The 13,643-nt window shown below is 71.7% G+C and carries 15 protein-coding genes; 7 read left to right on the forward strand and 8 right to left on the reverse strand.

From position 1 onward, the window contains the following. Positions 1-9: 9 nt before the first annotated feature. A complete protein-coding gene (locus ACZ45T_RS01550) occupies positions 10-561 on the forward strand; it encodes a GNAT family N-acetyltransferase (protein WP_468436257.1) in 552 nt (183 codons plus the stop codon). Positions 562-728: 167 nt separating this feature from the next. Here ACZ45T_RS01550 and ACZ45T_RS01555 read toward each other — a convergent pair whose 3' ends face one another. The 5 genes from ACZ45T_RS01555 to ACZ45T_RS01575 all read right to left on the reverse strand — a co-directional run bounded on the left by ACZ45T_RS01555 (position 729) and on the right by ACZ45T_RS01575 (position 5,521). After that, positions 729-1,175, reverse strand: coding sequence for a nitroreductase/quinone reductase family protein (locus ACZ45T_RS01555; protein ID WP_468436259.1), 447 nt, complete (start codon positions 1,173-1,175; stop codon positions 729-731). Positions 1,176-1,337: 162 nt separating this feature from the next. After that, positions 1,338-1,523: a hypothetical protein gene (locus ACZ45T_RS01560; RefSeq protein WP_468436261.1), complete on the reverse strand. Its 186-nt coding sequence runs from the start codon at positions 1,521-1,523 to the stop codon at positions 1,338-1,340. A gap of 90 nt (positions 1,524-1,613) precedes the next feature. Beyond that, on the reverse strand, positions 1,614-2,621 hold the full coding sequence (locus ACZ45T_RS01565; protein ID WP_468436263.1) for a YdcF family protein: 1,008 nt from the start codon (positions 2,619-2,621) through the stop codon (positions 1,614-1,616). A gap of 17 nt (positions 2,622-2,638) precedes the next feature. Further along, positions 2,639-4,225, reverse strand: a complete 1,587-nt coding sequence (locus ACZ45T_RS01570) for an N-acyl-D-amino-acid deacylase family protein (protein WP_468436265.1) — start codon at positions 4,223-4,225, stop codon at positions 2,639-2,641. 15 nt (positions 4,226-4,240) lie between these two features. Beyond that, a complete protein-coding gene (locus ACZ45T_RS01575; RefSeq protein ID WP_468436267.1) occupies positions 4,241-5,521 on the reverse strand; it encodes an alanine racemase in 1,281 nt (426 codons plus the stop codon). A 203-nt stretch (positions 5,522-5,724) separates the two neighbouring features. On the opposite strand from ACZ45T_RS01575, the gene ACZ45T_RS01580 reads away from it, so the two are divergent. Beyond that, positions 5,725-6,477, forward strand: a complete 753-nt coding sequence (locus ACZ45T_RS01580; protein WP_468436269.1) for an IclR family transcriptional regulator — start codon at positions 5,725-5,727, stop codon at positions 6,475-6,477. Then, positions 6,474-6,893, forward strand: coding sequence for a RidA family protein (locus tag ACZ45T_RS01585; protein WP_468436271.1), 420 nt, complete (start codon positions 6,474-6,476; stop codon positions 6,891-6,893). Before ACZ45T_RS01580 ends, ACZ45T_RS01585 begins: the two co-directional genes overlap by 4 nt. Positions 6,894-6,943: 50 nt before the next feature. Here the strand turns inward: ACZ45T_RS01585 and ACZ45T_RS01590 are convergent, their stop codons facing one another. From ACZ45T_RS01590 to ACZ45T_RS01600, 3 genes are all read right to left on the reverse strand, one after another. Beyond that, complete coding sequence (locus ACZ45T_RS01590) at positions 6,944-8,278, reverse strand: M14 family metallopeptidase (RefSeq protein WP_468436273.1); 1,335 nt, start codon at positions 8,276-8,278, stop codon at positions 6,944-6,946. A gap of 165 nt (positions 8,279-8,443) precedes the next feature. After that, positions 8,444-8,611, reverse strand: coding sequence for a hypothetical protein (locus ACZ45T_RS01595; protein WP_468437036.1), 168 nt, complete (start codon positions 8,609-8,611; stop codon positions 8,444-8,446). A gap of 57 nt (positions 8,612-8,668) precedes the next feature. Then, positions 8,669-9,952: an RNA-guided endonuclease InsQ/TnpB family protein gene (locus tag ACZ45T_RS01600; RefSeq protein WP_468436276.1), complete on the reverse strand. Its 1,284-nt coding sequence runs from the start codon at positions 9,950-9,952 to the stop codon at positions 8,669-8,671. Between the two features lie 423 nt (positions 9,953-10,375). On the opposite strand from ACZ45T_RS01600, the gene ACZ45T_RS01605 reads away from it, so the two are divergent. Genes ACZ45T_RS01605 through ACZ45T_RS01620 form a run of 4 tightly spaced genes read left to right on the forward strand, consistent with a single transcriptional unit; the run spans position 10,376 to position 13,643 of the window. Next, on the forward strand, positions 10,376-11,248 hold the full coding sequence (locus tag ACZ45T_RS01605) for a hypothetical protein (protein ID WP_468436278.1): 873 nt from the start codon (positions 10,376-10,378) through the stop codon (positions 11,246-11,248). Between the two features lie 48 nt (positions 11,249-11,296). Next, positions 11,297-11,998 (forward strand): Flp pilus assembly protein CpaB, encoded by a 702-nt coding sequence (gene cpaB, locus ACZ45T_RS01610; RefSeq protein WP_468436280.1) that lies wholly within the window; start codon positions 11,297-11,299, stop codon positions 11,996-11,998. Between the two features lie 7 nt (positions 11,999-12,005). Further along, positions 12,006-13,271: an AAA family ATPase gene (locus tag ACZ45T_RS01615; protein WP_468436282.1), complete on the forward strand. Its 1,266-nt coding sequence runs from the start codon at positions 12,006-12,008 to the stop codon at positions 13,269-13,271. Between the two features lie 42 nt (positions 13,272-13,313). Beyond that, entirely contained in the window at positions 13,314-13,643 is a 330-nt protein-coding gene (locus ACZ45T_RS01620) for a TadE/TadG family type IV pilus assembly protein (RefSeq protein WP_468436284.1), read from the forward strand.

Here is a 13,643-nt window from a genome sequence, read left to right on the forward strand (position 1 = left end):
GATCGGGCCATGGAGTACCGGTACGCCACCGAGGCCGACGCGCCCGCCATGGCCGAGATCTTCGCCGCCAACCACCACGACGCCCTGACGGAGCGGCAACGGGCGGACCAGGGGTTCGTGCAGGGCCGCTTCGACGTCGACACCCTGTGCGCCATGGCCCGGGCGCGGGAGCTGCTCGTCGCGGACGACGGCGGCCGGGTCGCCGGACTCCTCGCCCTGTCGGAGCCCGCGGACATCGCCGATCCGTCACCGGCGGTCGCGGGCCTGCTCCTGGCCCAGGACGGGCTGGAGTGGGAGGGCCGCTCCCTGCGCGAGGTGCGGTGGCTGCTCTACGGGCCGGTCGTGGTGGACGCGGCGTACCGCGGGCGCGGTGTGGCCCGGGCCCTGTTCACCATGGCCGTGGCGGCGGCCTCGGAACGCGCCGACGCGGTGGTGGCCTTCATCGAGTCCGGCAACGTGCCCTCGTGGAAGGCGCACGTCGACGGCTTCGGCATGACCCCGCTGGGCGACTACGCCGCGGGCGGCCGCACCTACACCGCGGTGGCCGCGCCGACGACCTAAGCGGCCTCGGGGAAGTGGGGCACGCCTCCGCGTCGCCCGGCACGGCCCCTCGCCGCACTGCCGCATCGCCCGCGTACGTCCAGTACGCGGGCGATGCGGCAGCACGCCGAGGCACCGCACCGGGCGACGCGGAAACGCACCCCACTTCCCCAAGGCCGCTTAGCGAGTCAGCAGTCCAGGATCACCAGCGGGATCTCGCGGGGGCGGGCGGCCGACTGGTCGTCCTCGAAGGGGGGCCAGAGGGCCGTCATCATGTCCCAGTACGTCTCCCGCTCCTCCGGCGTGGCCGTGCGTCCCACCGCCTTGTGGACGGCGGCGCCGACCTGGAGGCGGACCTCCGGGTGGGCGGTGAGGTTCCGGTACCAGTGGGGGTGGTCCGGGGCGCCGTAGGCGGCGGCCAGGACGATGAAGCGGCCCGCGTCCTCGCCGTAGATCAGCGGCGTGCGGACCGTGCGGCCGGTGGCGCGGTCGAGCGTGGTGAGCAGGAGGGTGGGGACTCCGTGCCAGAGGTGCCCGTCGGCGCCCGCGGTGGTCACGTACGCGCGGACGTGGTCGAGCCGCGGGCCGGGCAGCGGGTCGGTGGGGTGGTCCCAGTCGACGTCGAGAGCGTGCATTCACCTGTCCTTACGGTGTTGGCCCCCTTGCGGCTAACGAGCATTAACGATTCTGGATGCGGTCGGCCCGTAGCGCGTGCGCACGACGGCGCGGGCGGCCCCGGCTCGGGAGCCGCCCCGCGCCGGGGCTGGGAGCAGCGGCCTTCGCGCGCTGACGCGGCGCTAGGGCAGGTACCGCTCGATGACCTGCGGGCCCTCCTTCTCGATGAGCCGGCGTGCCTTCTCGACCCGCTCCGGAGTCGGGTCGTGGCCTGTCGCCATCACAAGGTCCTCGGGGTCGTACGGTCGGTCCCCGCCTGTGTGGAGCCGGTCCGACCGCGTGGGCTGCTCGTCGGGTTCACTGACCATCGCGTACCTCCTACGGGTTCCCCTGGCCCCATCCTCCGGCCGTCGCCCCATGAACGCACCTCGGCCGCCGGAAAGGCGGGACGTCATCGTTCAGGAGGCCATCGTGGCCACCGTGCCGAGCGCGATCAGCAGCCCGCAGATCCCCAGGTTCACGGCCCTGTGCTCCCAGAACACCGCGACGAACTCGCGGATGGTGGCGCTCGGCCAGTAGTACCTCGCCGTGGGCGAGCCCAGCACCTGCCCGTTCACCCCGGCCTTGCGGGCCATCATCGCGGCCCGGAAGGCGTGGAAGTTGTTGGTGACCACCACGCACCGGTAGTCCGGGTCGTGCGCCGTCATGATCTCGCGGCTGAACCGCATGTTCTCCTCGGTCGTCGTGGACCGGTCCTCCAGCGCGATGTGCTCCTCCGGCACGCCCTGCGCGATCAGCCAGTCCGCCATCGCCCGCGCCTCCGCGACGTTCTCGTCCGACCCCTTGCCGCCCGAGGGGAGCAGCACCGGCGGCCGGCCGGTCCGGGCCAGCTGGGCCTCGTAGATCTCCTGCCCCTTGCGCAGCCGGGAGGCCAGCAGCGGCGGCACCCGGTCCCCGCCGATCAGGCCGGCGCCCAGCATGACCACGTGGTCGACGTCGCCGCGCACCTTGATCCGCCCGTAGAGGAAGGCGTAGCCGAGGAAACAGAGGAAGAGGAAGGAGAAGTAGCCGACGACCAGGGAGAGCGTGGCGGCGAAGCCGTTCAGCACGTGGCGGTCGAAGTGGCCGACCGCGAGCAGCAGCGCGATCATGCCGAAGATCCCGAGCCCCGCGAACATCGACAGCAGGTTGGCCGGGCGGCCCCCCTCCTTGCGGATCATGGTCACCCCGTTGGCGATCAGGAAGACGCCGAGCGCCACGGTGCCGAAGACGGGGACGGCGAAGACGGCCAGGACGACGACCGCGCCCGCCCAGCCCGGCAGCGCGTCCACCTGGAGGAGCAGGGCGAACGAGAGCGTGATGAAGGTGAGGCCGAACAGCACGGCGTTGCGGAAGAGGCGGCGGTCTTTTCGGGCGCTGAGGGCGAAGGCGAGGAAAAGCAGGGCAGCGAGGGCGAAGGCGACCATGCCGGCCATCGTAATTGTCAGATTTGACGACGGGTGAGAGCCGTACGGCGCACCGAGCGCCCGGCCAGGACGTCCGTGCGGCGCCCGTCGCGCATCACGAAACGCCCGTCGATCAGGACGTGCGGAATACCGGTGGGCAGCGCGCGCGGCCGCTCGTACGTGGACCCGGCCGCGACCGTGTCCGGATCGAAGAGGACGAGGTCGGCGCGGTGCCCCGCGCGGACCAGACCCCGGTCGGGCAGCCGCAGCCGCGCCGCCGGGCGGCCGGCCAGGTGCGCCACGCACTCCTCCAGGGAGAGCAGGCCGAGCTCGCGGACGTAGCGGCCGAGGTAGTGCGGGAAGGTGCCGTAGGCGCGCGGATGCGGTTTCGCGCCCTGGAGGATGCCGTCGGAGCCGCCGGTGTGGACGCGGTGGCGCATGATCGCCCGGACGTTCTCCTCGTGGCCGACGTGCTGGAGGACCGTCGGCGCGAGCCGGTCGCCCAGCAGGAGCCGGCGGGCGGTGTCCCAGCCGTCCACGCGCGTGCCGACGTACGCCCCGAAGGCCGGGTCGGTGACGCCGGAGATCTCGATCGTCGACCAGTCCACGGGCACCCCGTGGCAGCCGTCCGCGCCCTCGACCTCCAGCGCGCGGCGGATCCGTTCGGCTTCGGCGTCGTCGCGCAGGCGGGCCAGGACCGCCTCCGGCCCGCCCTCGTTCGCCCAGCTGGGGAGCAGGGCGACGAGGGTGGTGCAGCCGGGGGTGTACGGGTAGCTGTCGAGGGTGATGTCGGCGCCCCCGGCCAGCGCCGCGTCGAGCAGGGCCAGCAACTCGGCGGCCCGGCCCTCGTTCTCGCCGAAGTTCATGGTGGCGTGCGCGAGGTGCAGGGCGCAGCCGGCCTCCCGGGTCAGTGCGACCATCTCGGCGTAGGCGGCGAGCGCGCCGCGGCCGTACGAGCGGTGGTGCGGGCAGTAGTAGCCGCCGTACCGCGCCACCACCCGGCACAGCTCGGTCAGTTCGGCGCCGGACGCGTACATGCCGGGGGTGTAGGTGAGCCCGGAGGACATGCCGACGGCGCCCTGGGCCAGGCCTTCGGCGACGAGCTGCCGCATCCGGTCGAGCTCGGCCCCGGTCGCGGGCCGGTCGTCCCAGCCGAGGGCGTACGCGCGGACCGTGCCCTGGGGGACGAGGTACGCGGCGTTGACCGCGATGCCCTGACCGCCGTGGGCCCGGTCCAGCCGGTCGAGGTAGCCGCCGACCGTGCGCCAGTCGAAGTCGATGTCGTCGCCCGGCCCGTTCCAGCCGGCGATGGCGGCCCGCACCCCGGCGAGGGTCCGGTCGTCGGCGGGCGCGTACGACAGGCCGTCCTGGCCGAGGACTTCGAGGGTGACGCCCTGGGCGGCCTTCGCGCTGTGGTCCGGGTCGCGGAGCAGGGCGAGGTCGCTGTGGGCGTGCATGTCGACGAAGCCGGGGGCGAGGACGAGGCCGTGCGCGTCGAGGTTCCGGCGGCCGCCGGGAAGCGATCCGATCTCGGCGATCCGGCCCTCGTGCACGCCGACGTCGGCCGTGTACGAGGGCCCGCCCGTGCCGTCGACGACGCGGGCTCCCCGGATGACCAGGTCCATCGAGACCAGGTCCCCTCAGAAGAAGGTGCGGACGAAATCGGTGACCGTGCCGTCGGCCTCCACGACCGGGATCAGCTGCCACTTCTCGAAGATCGTGCAGGGGTGGGACATGCCGAGGGCCACCCAGTCGCCCACCTGCACGTCGTCGGCCGCGTCGGTCTCCAGCCAGGCGTGCTGGTCGGACAGTTTGACCACGCGGACGCCGGTGGCGGGGCGCTCCTCACCGGTGAGGGAGTCCCGGACCACCTCGGCCTCCGGCAGGCCCAGGTCGTAGGCGATGTCGCGCTTGCCCGCGTTGACGAAGGCCTGGGTGGGGGAGGGCCGGGAGACGACCTGGGTCCACAGGCGGAACGCCGGGCGCAGGCCGCCCTCTTCGGGGTGCCGGTTGAAGGGGGTGAGGCGGGTGTACCAGCCGTGGTCGTGGGAGACGTACGCGCCGGAACGCAGCAGCTTGAGGACCGGCCGGGAGAGCTCCGGGATCTCGGCGAAGACGTCGGCGACGGTGTCGAACCAGGCGGAGCCGCCGGCGCTGACGACGATCTCGTTCAGGTCCGCCGCGAAGCGGCCGGCCTTGTCGAATTCGACGACCAGGCCGGTGAGGCGGCGCAGGTACGCCTCGACGCGGGCCGGGTCGGCGTCGGGGACCTCGGCCTCGTAGCCGGCGACACCGATGAGGTGCAGGGTGTCGGTGGCGGCGACGGCGTCGGCGACGGCGCGGCAGTCGTCGTCGGTACGGGCCCCGGTGCGGGCTCCCTCACCGGCGCCGAGCTCGACGACGACGTCGATGCGGGCCGCGTGGCCCTGGAGGGCGCGGTCCATCAGCTGGACCCCGCGCACGGAGTCGACGTAGCAGATGAAGCGGAAGTCGGGGTCGGAGGCGAGCTCGTCGGCGATCCAGCGCAGGGAGACGGGATCGACGAGCTCGTTGGCGAGGAAGATCCGCTCGATGCCGAAGGCGCGGTAGACGCGGACCTGGTGGGGGACGGCGGCGGTGATGCCCACCGCGCCGTGTTCCAGCTGGCGGCGGAAGAGCTGGGGGGACATGCAGGTCTTGCCGTGCGGCGCGAAGGCGAGGTCGTGGCGCGCGGCGTACGTGCCGAGCGCGGTGAGGTTGTGCTCCAGCGCGTCGGCGTCGAGGGTCAGCACGGGGGTGGTGAAGCCACCGGTGTGCAGGTCCCGCCGCTGCGCCGCGAGCTGCCCGACGGTGAGGCCGGCCGTGTGGGCGTCCGGGGGCAGGCCCTTGAACCGGTGGTCGACCGGCTCGTCGGCGAGTTCCTTGACGGGGTCGCTGGCCATGCGGATGCCTCCCGGGGGTTGCGTTGCGTCGAGCGCAACGGTCGTTGCGTATGCCGCTGCCTGTGTCTAACATCCCGCGTGACGGTGGGTCAATGCTCGGCCGTGCGCTGGGGCTCCGCCCCAGACCCCGCGCCTCAAACGCCGGCGGGGCTGGACTTGCCCGGCGGAGCCGGTGTTGCAGTGACCGTACGGGAGGACGAGGGATGAGCCAGTCCGTGGAACGGGCGCTCGCGGTGCTGCCGCAGCTCGCGAAGGGCCCCGCCGGCCTCGCGGCGGTCGCCGACGGGCTCGGCGTGCACAAGAGCACCGCCCTGCGCCTCCTGCGCACGCTGCACGCGCACGGCTTCGTCTACCGGCAGGCCGACGGCCGCTACCGCCTGGGCGCGCAGCTCTTCGCGCTCGCCGCCGAGGCCATCGAGAACCTGGACGTCCGCGAGATCGCGCACCCCCACCTCGTCGAGCTGAACAGGGCCACCGGGCACACCGTGCACCTCGCCCTCCACCAGGACGACGAGGTCGTCTACGTCGACAAGGTCGACAGCCGCTACCCGGTCCGGATGTACTCCCGCATCGGCAGGCCCGTGCCCCTCACGGTCGCCGCCGTCGCCAAGCTGCTCCTCGCGGACCTCCCCGAGGCCGAGCGCCTCGCTCTCGCCCGGCGGATCGAGTACCCCCGCTACACCGCCCGCTCCACCCCGGACGCCGCCGCCTTCCTCCGCGAACTGGACCTCGTACGGGAGCAGGGCTGGGCCACCGACCTCGGCGGGCACGAGGAGTCCATCAACTGCCTGGGCGCGCCCGTGCACGGGCCGGACGGGCGGGTCGTCGCCGCGCTGTCCGTCTCCGCGCCCGGTGTGGTCCTCGCGGCCGAAGGGCTCCTCGAACTGCTGCCGCTGGTACTGCGTACCGCCGACGCCATCAGCCGGGACTATTCAGGAGCACAGGAGAAGACGTGACCGCGAGCACCGCGAAGACCGCCATCACCCCCGACACCCACACCACCCCGCCCGCGCGGTTCTCGCACGGCGTGCGCAAGGGGAACATCCTCCAGGTCGCCGGCCAGGTCGGCTTCCTCCCGCACGTCGACGGCCGGCCGCCCACCCCCGCCGGTCCGACGCTGCGCGAGCAGACCCTCCAGACGCTGGAGAACGTCCGCTCCGTGCTGGAGGCGGGCGGCGCGAGCTGGGACGACGTGATGATGATCCGCGTCTACCTGACGGACACCGCGCACTTCGCCGAGATGAACGGCATCTACAACACCTACTTCGAGGAGCAGGGACTGAAGGAGGCCCCCGCCGCCCGCACCACCGTGTACGTCGGCCTGCCGGACGGGCTGCTCATCGAGATCGACGCCCTGGCCGTCCTCGGATAGGCGGGAGGGGCGCCCCCCTGATGGTGGGGCGCCCCCGGTTCACCCGTGCACTAGGCGGTGCAGTACTGGGCTTCCTTGCCGATCGAGCGGTACATGCAGTCCGCGTTCTCCAGCAGCTGGAGCACCGCGTCCTTGTTGCGCGCGGTCTCGCGGTCGATCACCTCGTCCGGCGGGTAGAAGCCGCCCCCGCCGTTCTCCGGGTACATCTCGAAGGTGTAGGAGAAGATCTTCTGGCTGCCCCACAGCCAGTCGTCGATCGTCCCGTCCGTGATGTAGAGGTCGCTCGACTGCTCCGGCGTGTAGCCGTTGCTCGCCGCCATGCTCGTGCCGATCTTCTTGTAGACGGCGAGATCGTCGGCGGTCAGGCCCGGGGCGGTGTCGTTGTAGGTGTAGCCGAAGGGCCAGAGCACGAGCTCGCTGTACGTGTGGAAGTCGATGGCGGCCTTGATCTGCTGCTTGCCGCCGACCACCCGGCCGCGCACGAAGTCCGAGACCGCCTTCACCTCGGGCGCCGACTCGGCGGCCGAGCCGCGGTAGGTCTCCGAGCTCTTGCTGCTGCTGGAGCCGCCGCAGCAGCCCCACTTGTAGTTCCAGTTCCGGTTCTCGTCCGTACCGACGTACGAGGACCCGGAGTTCGGCTGGCGGTTCTTGCGCCAGGAGCGGTAGGAGCCGGTGGCGATGTCGTACTCGCCGCCGTCCGGGTTGAGGTCCGGGATGATCCAGATCTCGCGGCCGTTGACCGCGTTGGTGACCCGGGCGTCGGTCCCGTACTTGGAGCCGAACTCGTTGAGCAGGTACAGGGCCATCTCGACGGTCAGGTGCTCGCGCGCGTGCTGGTGGTGGGTGAAGAGCACCTCGGGCTCGGCCTCGTCCGTCGCGACGTTGTCGCTGATCTTGATGGCGATGAGGTCCCGGCCCTGGTACGACTTCCCGATCACCTGCTTGGTCATGATGGAGGGGTACTGCGCGACGCGCTGGTTGATCTCGGCGGTCGCCTCGGCGTAGTTGTGGTACTTCGAGTCCGCCGAGGGGAAGTCCATCGGGCTCGCCGCGATACCGGGCAGCGAGCGGTCGGGCGGTCCGGGCAGGGCGCTCAACTCGTAGCCGAGCGCCCGCAGCTTCTTGGCCTGCAGGGTGTCGGCGCTGACGACGACCGAGCGGGCGTCGACCTCGTCGATCGAGACGCCCGTACGGAGCAGGGCCGTGCGCTCGGCCGCCGTGGACGGACCCTGGATCTCGTACTGGACGATGGCCTCGTCCTGGGTGGCGGTGGACGGGGTGGGCGGTGGTGAGGCCGTCGCGCTCATGCCGTAGGCGGGTGCGCCCAGCGCGAGCGCCAACAGGGCGGCCGTGACGGCGGCCCTTCGGCGGGTATGGAGCCGCATGCGTTCTCCTGGGTGGGGAGTGTGGGGGGTAGGGGGTGTCCGGCGGATCACGGCCGGGCCGACCCTGATCCGCCGGACACCCCCCGCCGTGCGGATGCCGCACAGCGTGCTCTCGTGACATGGCCCGGTCAAGTGTCTGGATTCGGCCACCCCCACACCTACCGCCTACGGAAGGCCGTGGACCTTCGGACCCACCGCGTTGGACCAAGCGCTACCCGCCTTGGCGTCCCAGTTGGTCGACCAGGTCATCGCGCCGCGCAGCCACGGGCGTGTCGTGGGGTCGGCGATGATGCAGCACTGCGTGGAGACGTTGGAGATCTTCTGGACGGTCACGACGCTGTTGAAGTTCTGCCATTGACGATCCTCGTCCCGTGAATGGGGCGATTCCCTTCAGCTCGTGTGTGCGGGCTTCGGGGCTTCACGCATCCGCCTCCGGCCGGTGGCCGGGACTCGCACCCTGGGGATGCTGCGCGTGCTGTTGATGTCCGAGCCGCCCGTCCGGCGGGCTCGGGCCTCGATCTCGACCGAGGCGTTGTGGTCGGCGTCGTCCTCGTGCCCGCACTGGGTGCAGGCGAACAGCCGGCCGCATCCCTTGCGGGATTCGGGGTCAACCTGGCCGCAGGCGGCGCAGGTCTGGGAGGTGTGGAACGGCGGGACGGCGACCAGTACGGATCCGTACATGCGGGCCTTGTACTCCAGCTGCCGCCGCCGCTCACCGGGGGTGTTGTCCAGAACCGAACGGTTCAGCCCGGCCTTCGCCCGGACGTTCCTCCCCGGCGCCTCCGTCGTGCCCTTGGCTGAGGCGGTCATGTTCTTCACGCGCAGGTCCTCGATACCGATCAGGCCGTGGTTTTTGGCGAGGTCGGTGGTGAGCTTGTGCGTGAAGTCGTGTCGTCGGTTGGCCCGGCGGGTGGTGAGCTTTGCGATCTGGGCGATCGTGGTGCGCAGGCGGCGGCTGTACTTCCCGCCGTTGTGTTTCTTCGCGTAGGTGATCTGTCGTGCCTTGCGCTGCTCCAGCGCCTTGAGCCGCTTCTTCTCGTTGGCAGTGAGCGTCGGCGGCATGAGGCGGGGCGCGGTCCCGGTGGAAACGAATGCGGATGCGGCGACGCCGAAGTCCACCCCGCACGCGGGTTTCCCGTTCGGTGCGTCCGGCTTGCGTCCGGTGTGGACGCCGAACGAGACATGCCAGCCGCTGCCGTCCCGGGAGACGGTGGCGTTGCGGATCGTCCCGCCGATCGCACGGGAGAGCCGGAAGCGCAGCCAGCCGAGCTTCGGCAGACGTACCTCGGCCCACTTGCGGTTCAGCTTGCGGACCTCCACCGCCTGCCCGGGAAGCGGAATCGCCAGACGGCGCCCGCGCTTCTTCCGCGCCGGAAACCGGGCCGGATGCTCGGGGTTCCAGAAATTGTCATACGCCTGGTCCAGCTGACGCAAAATCTGCTGCCCTGCCTGCGCGGGCAGGTCACTGATCCAGTCGAGATCCGCACGGGCGGCCGTCAGATACTTGCACTGCTCTACCGACCGCAGGGTGTACCGGCGCTGCTCCCACAGGTACACCCGTTGTTCCAGCGCCACGTTCCACAGAGCGCGTGCCGTATGCCCCCAACCGGTCAGGACCTGGTCCTGGACCTCGGTGGGGTACGCGCGATACTTGCGCCCCGTGTCTGCCTGCACGCTCCCATTGTGCCGATGGCTTGCCGCCGACATGACCCAGTTTCGGAAAGACGGACATGGTGAGCGTGGCGGCGTGCGGCGAGGCGAAGGAGCGTATGCGTTTCACATGGGCTCCGGTGGGGGGAGGTTGTGGGCTGGGAGGAGTAAGTGGGGTAGCCCCACCCGGTTGGTCCAGACCAATCCTCGTGTCAAGGGTCTTTGCAATGTGGCCGGAACTGATCGGTCGTCCGATCCCGGTTGTCCGGGTTTCCGGCCACCTGTGACCGGTGCTCGCGGCACGGGAATTCCCAAGGCCCTGCCCTGCCAGGGACGGCGCGGATATGGTGCTGGAGCAAGGGGGCGCGCGTCTCGCACGTTTGCGGTCGCGCAGGGGTGAGTGCCGGGCAAGCACCGGGTGAGTACGGGGTGAACGGGGGGATTCGCATGCCGACCGCCATCGCTGTCACCAGCGCCGACCTGGTACTTCCGGCCCCCGACCGGCACACGCCCGGGGCCGCCGTACTGCACCCGCCCGAGCAGCTCGACCTGGACTCCGCGCTCGCCGAGACCAGCGCCCTGCTGGAACGGCACGGGCACCTCGTGGCCGTCGTACCGCCCTGGCTGCCGAGCGCGACCGTCCGGCGGCTGCACACCGTACGGTCCATCCTGGAGACCGACCGGATCGCACTCCTCGGCATCGATCTGCCGCCCCTGGGAACGGCCCTGCTGGTACGTCAGCTGCGCCAGCTCAGCGTCTGCGACTTCAGCCCCGGCATCATCGCCTCCGCGGCCCGGCTCCTCTCCCACTACATCTACGCGGGCGCCCTGCTGGGCTCGGTCGCCAAACTCGACCGGGTCCGCGTCCCGGTCGGACTGGGGGCACACGCCAGGTCCTGGTCGCCGAGCGCGCAGTTCGCCGTCATGGCCCACCCGACGCCGCACCTGGCGAAGCTGGGGTCCCAGGACCGGGTCCTGCCGCCCGGACCGGAATTCGCCACGCACCTCACCTTCGCCCGCGGCCAGCTCACCTCCGACTGGGTAACGGCCGAACTCGCCCCCGCCTGGCAGGTGCAGGGCGTCATGGAGAACCCGCTGCCCGCCCTGTCACCCGGCTGGTGGGGCACCCCGAAACTCGTCGAGTTCGCCGCCGGGATCCCGGACCTGTCCGTGCTCTACCAGCTGGTCGCCTCGGTCCGCCGCGAGGAATGCCGCTGGTGCGGCCTCGAACTGATCGGCGACCGCTGCGGCTTCTGCGCGGCGCCGCTGGCGCCGCCGCCGTCCGCGGCGCCGGCCGGCACCGCGCGATCCAGACCCTGACCGACCGATTCCCCCGAACGAACGAAGAACGGCGAGGTAGTAAGGCCCATGAACTCACGCCAGCGCCGCGGCGTCATTCTGCTGCTCCTGTCGGTCCTGTGCGCCCTGGGGGCCTTCGCCGGAGTCCTCGTGGTGATCGGCGACGTCAATTCCAAGGTCGGGGCCGAGGTCGTCGCGTACCGCGCCAAGGGCGACATAGCCCCGTACAGCCCCCTCGCCGCCGGGCAGTTCGAGGAGGTCAGGATCCCCAAGCGCTGGCTGTCCGAGACCGCCGTCACCGACCTCGGGGCCCTCAACAACAAGATCGCGCTCACCACCCTGAAGAAGGGCTCGCTGCTCCAGGCGGACATGTTCGTCGACCGGCCGCAGCTCCAGCCCGGCGAGCAGGAGATCGCCATCATGATCGACGCGGCGACGGGCGTCGCCGGAAAGATCACCTCCGGCGCCAAGGTCAACATCATCGCCACCTTCAAGGGCGCCAAGGACGGCGACCCTTCGCGCTCGGTGATCATCGTCGCCAACGCCCGGGTCCTGGGCGTCGGCAAGCTCACCGCCCTGGACAAGGACAGCGACCGCAAGGGCCCGGCCGAGGCCGTCCCGATCACCTTCGCCCTGAACACCAAGGACACCCAGCGCGTCGCGTACGCCGAGTCCTTCGCGGAGCACGTACGCCTGGCCCTGGTGGCACCCGGCACCGACTCGGCGCCCGGCCCGAGCGACCGTACGTACACCCTCGACGGGGACAAGTGAGGCGCGCATGACCACCCGAATCCTCCCCGCGGTCGGCGACCCGGACGCCGCGCGCGCCGTCTCCACCCTGCTCAGCCAGCTCCCGTCGGCGGAGCCGGCCGCTCCGGTCCCCGACTCGACGTCGCTGCTGGACACCCTCGCCCGCCTCGCCGTCGACTCCATCGACGAACTCCCCGAGGTCGTCCTGGTCCACGAGCGGATCGGCCCGGTGCCCGCACTGGAGCTCATCCGCGAGGTCGCCCTCCGCTTCCCGGCGGTGGGCGTCGTGCTGATCTCCTCGGACGCCGGACCCGGACTCTTCTCCGCCGCGATGGACTCGGGCGCGCGCGGCCTGATCGGCCTCCCGCTCTCCTACGAGGAACTAGCGGCCCGCGTCCAGGCCGCCGCCCAGTGGTCCGTGGGCGTACGCCGCCACCTGGGCAAGGGCGCCGCCGACGTCTTCACGGGCCCGGGCGGCCGGGTGGTCACGGTCACCGGGGCCAAGGGCGGCGTGGGCACCACCTTCACCGCCGTGCAGTTCGCGCTGGCCGCGGCCGCCTCGGGGCGGCGCACCGCACTGGTCGACCTGGACCTCCAGGCCGGGGACGTGGGCTCGTACCTCGACGTGCAGTTCCGGCGCTCCATCGCCGACCTCGCCGGGATCCAGGACATCTCGCCGCGCGTCCTGCAGGACGCGGTCTACGACGACCGGACCGGCCTGGCGCTGCTGCTGGCCCCCGCGGACGGGGAACGCGGAGAGGAGGTCGACGACCGGGCCGCCCGCCACATCGTCGGCGCCCTGCGCAGCCGCTACGAGCTCGTCGTCATCGACTGCGGAACCCAGGTGACCGGCGCGAACGCGGCCGCGGTGGAGATGGCGGACGTGGCGGTACTGGTCACCACCCCGGACGTGGTCGCGGTGCGGGCCGCGAAGCGGATGGTCCGGATGTGGGAACGCCTCCAGGTGCGCAAGGCGGAGGACACCGCCATGGTCGTCAACCGCTACAGCAAGCACACGGAGATCCAGCCCGCACTCATCGAGAAGATCACCAAGACCCGCGCCACCCGCACCCCGGTCCCGGCCGCCTTCAAGGAACTCCAGGCGGTGGTCGATGCGGGCCGGGTCCAGGACCTCGACAACCGCTCGACGGTGAAGCAGGCCCTGTGGACGCTGGCGGGGGAGCTCGGCCTCCTGTCGGCCCCGGACGCCGCCCCCGCCGCCGCCGCGGGCGCGGCGCTGGCGATACGCGCCGCGGGCCCGGTCTCCCGCCTGCGCCGCGGCCGGGAGGGCTGACGGATGCCGTCGCGGAGATCCCGCCGGGGGGACCGGGGCCAGGTGGCGATCGAGTTCGTCGGCATGGTGCCGCTGATCCTGCTGCTCGTGGCGGCGGTGTGGGAGTGCGTGCTGATCGGGTACGCGTTCTCCCTGGCGGGGAACGCGGCGGACGAGGCGGCGCGGGCGGGGGCGGTGAAGGGGGCCGCGGAGTGTCGGGCGGCGGCGAAGGAGCACATCGGGGACGCGTGGAACCTCCGGGTGGAGTGCGAAGAGTCCGGGGACATCTACCGGGCGAAGGTCCGCTTGGGCATCCCGGTCCTCTTCCCCGGCCTCGACTTCGGCGACATCGACGGCACCGGCGGCGCGGCGCTGGAGAAGGAGGCGAAGTGA

The organism is Streptomyces sp. NPDC030995 (assembly GCF_055571215.1).

Coding starts and splice junctions, on each gene's coding strand:
- ACZ45T_RS01615 (WP_468436282.1), top strand. CDS start 12,006: ATGACCACCCGAATCCTCCCCGCGGTCGGCGACCCGGACGCCGCGCGC.
- ACZ45T_RS01605 (WP_468436278.1), top strand. CDS start 10,376: ATGCCGACCGCCATCGCTGTCACCAGCGCCGACCTGGTACTTCCGGCC.
- ACZ45T_RS01570 (WP_468436265.1), bottom strand. CDS start 4,225: ATGGACCTGGTCATCCGGGGAGCCCGCGTCGTCGACGGCACGGGCGGG.
- ACZ45T_RS01555 (WP_468436259.1), bottom strand. CDS start 1,175: ATGCACGCTCTCGACGTCGACTGGGACCACCCCACCGACCCGCTGCCC.
- ACZ45T_RS01575 (WP_468436267.1), bottom strand. CDS start 5,521: ATGGCCAGCGACCCCGTCAAGGAACTCGCCGACGAGCCGGTCGACCAC.
- ACZ45T_RS01550 (WP_468436257.1), top strand. CDS start 10: ATGGAGTACCGGTACGCCACCGAGGCCGACGCGCCCGCCATGGCCGAG.
- cpaB (WP_468436280.1), top strand. CDS start 11,297: ATGAACTCACGCCAGCGCCGCGGCGTCATTCTGCTGCTCCTGTCGGTC.
- ACZ45T_RS01560 (WP_468436261.1), bottom strand. CDS start 1,523: ATGGTCAGTGAACCCGACGAGCAGCCCACGCGGTCGGACCGGCTCCAC.
- ACZ45T_RS01590 (WP_468436273.1), bottom strand. CDS start 8,278: ATGCGGCTCCATACCCGCCGAAGGGCCGCCGTCACGGCCGCCCTGTTG.
- ACZ45T_RS01580 (WP_468436269.1), top strand. CDS start 5,725: ATGAGCCAGTCCGTGGAACGGGCGCTCGCGGTGCTGCCGCAGCTCGCG.
- ACZ45T_RS01565 (WP_468436263.1), bottom strand. CDS start 2,621: ATGGTCGCCTTCGCCCTCGCTGCCCTGCTTTTCCTCGCCTTCGCCCTC.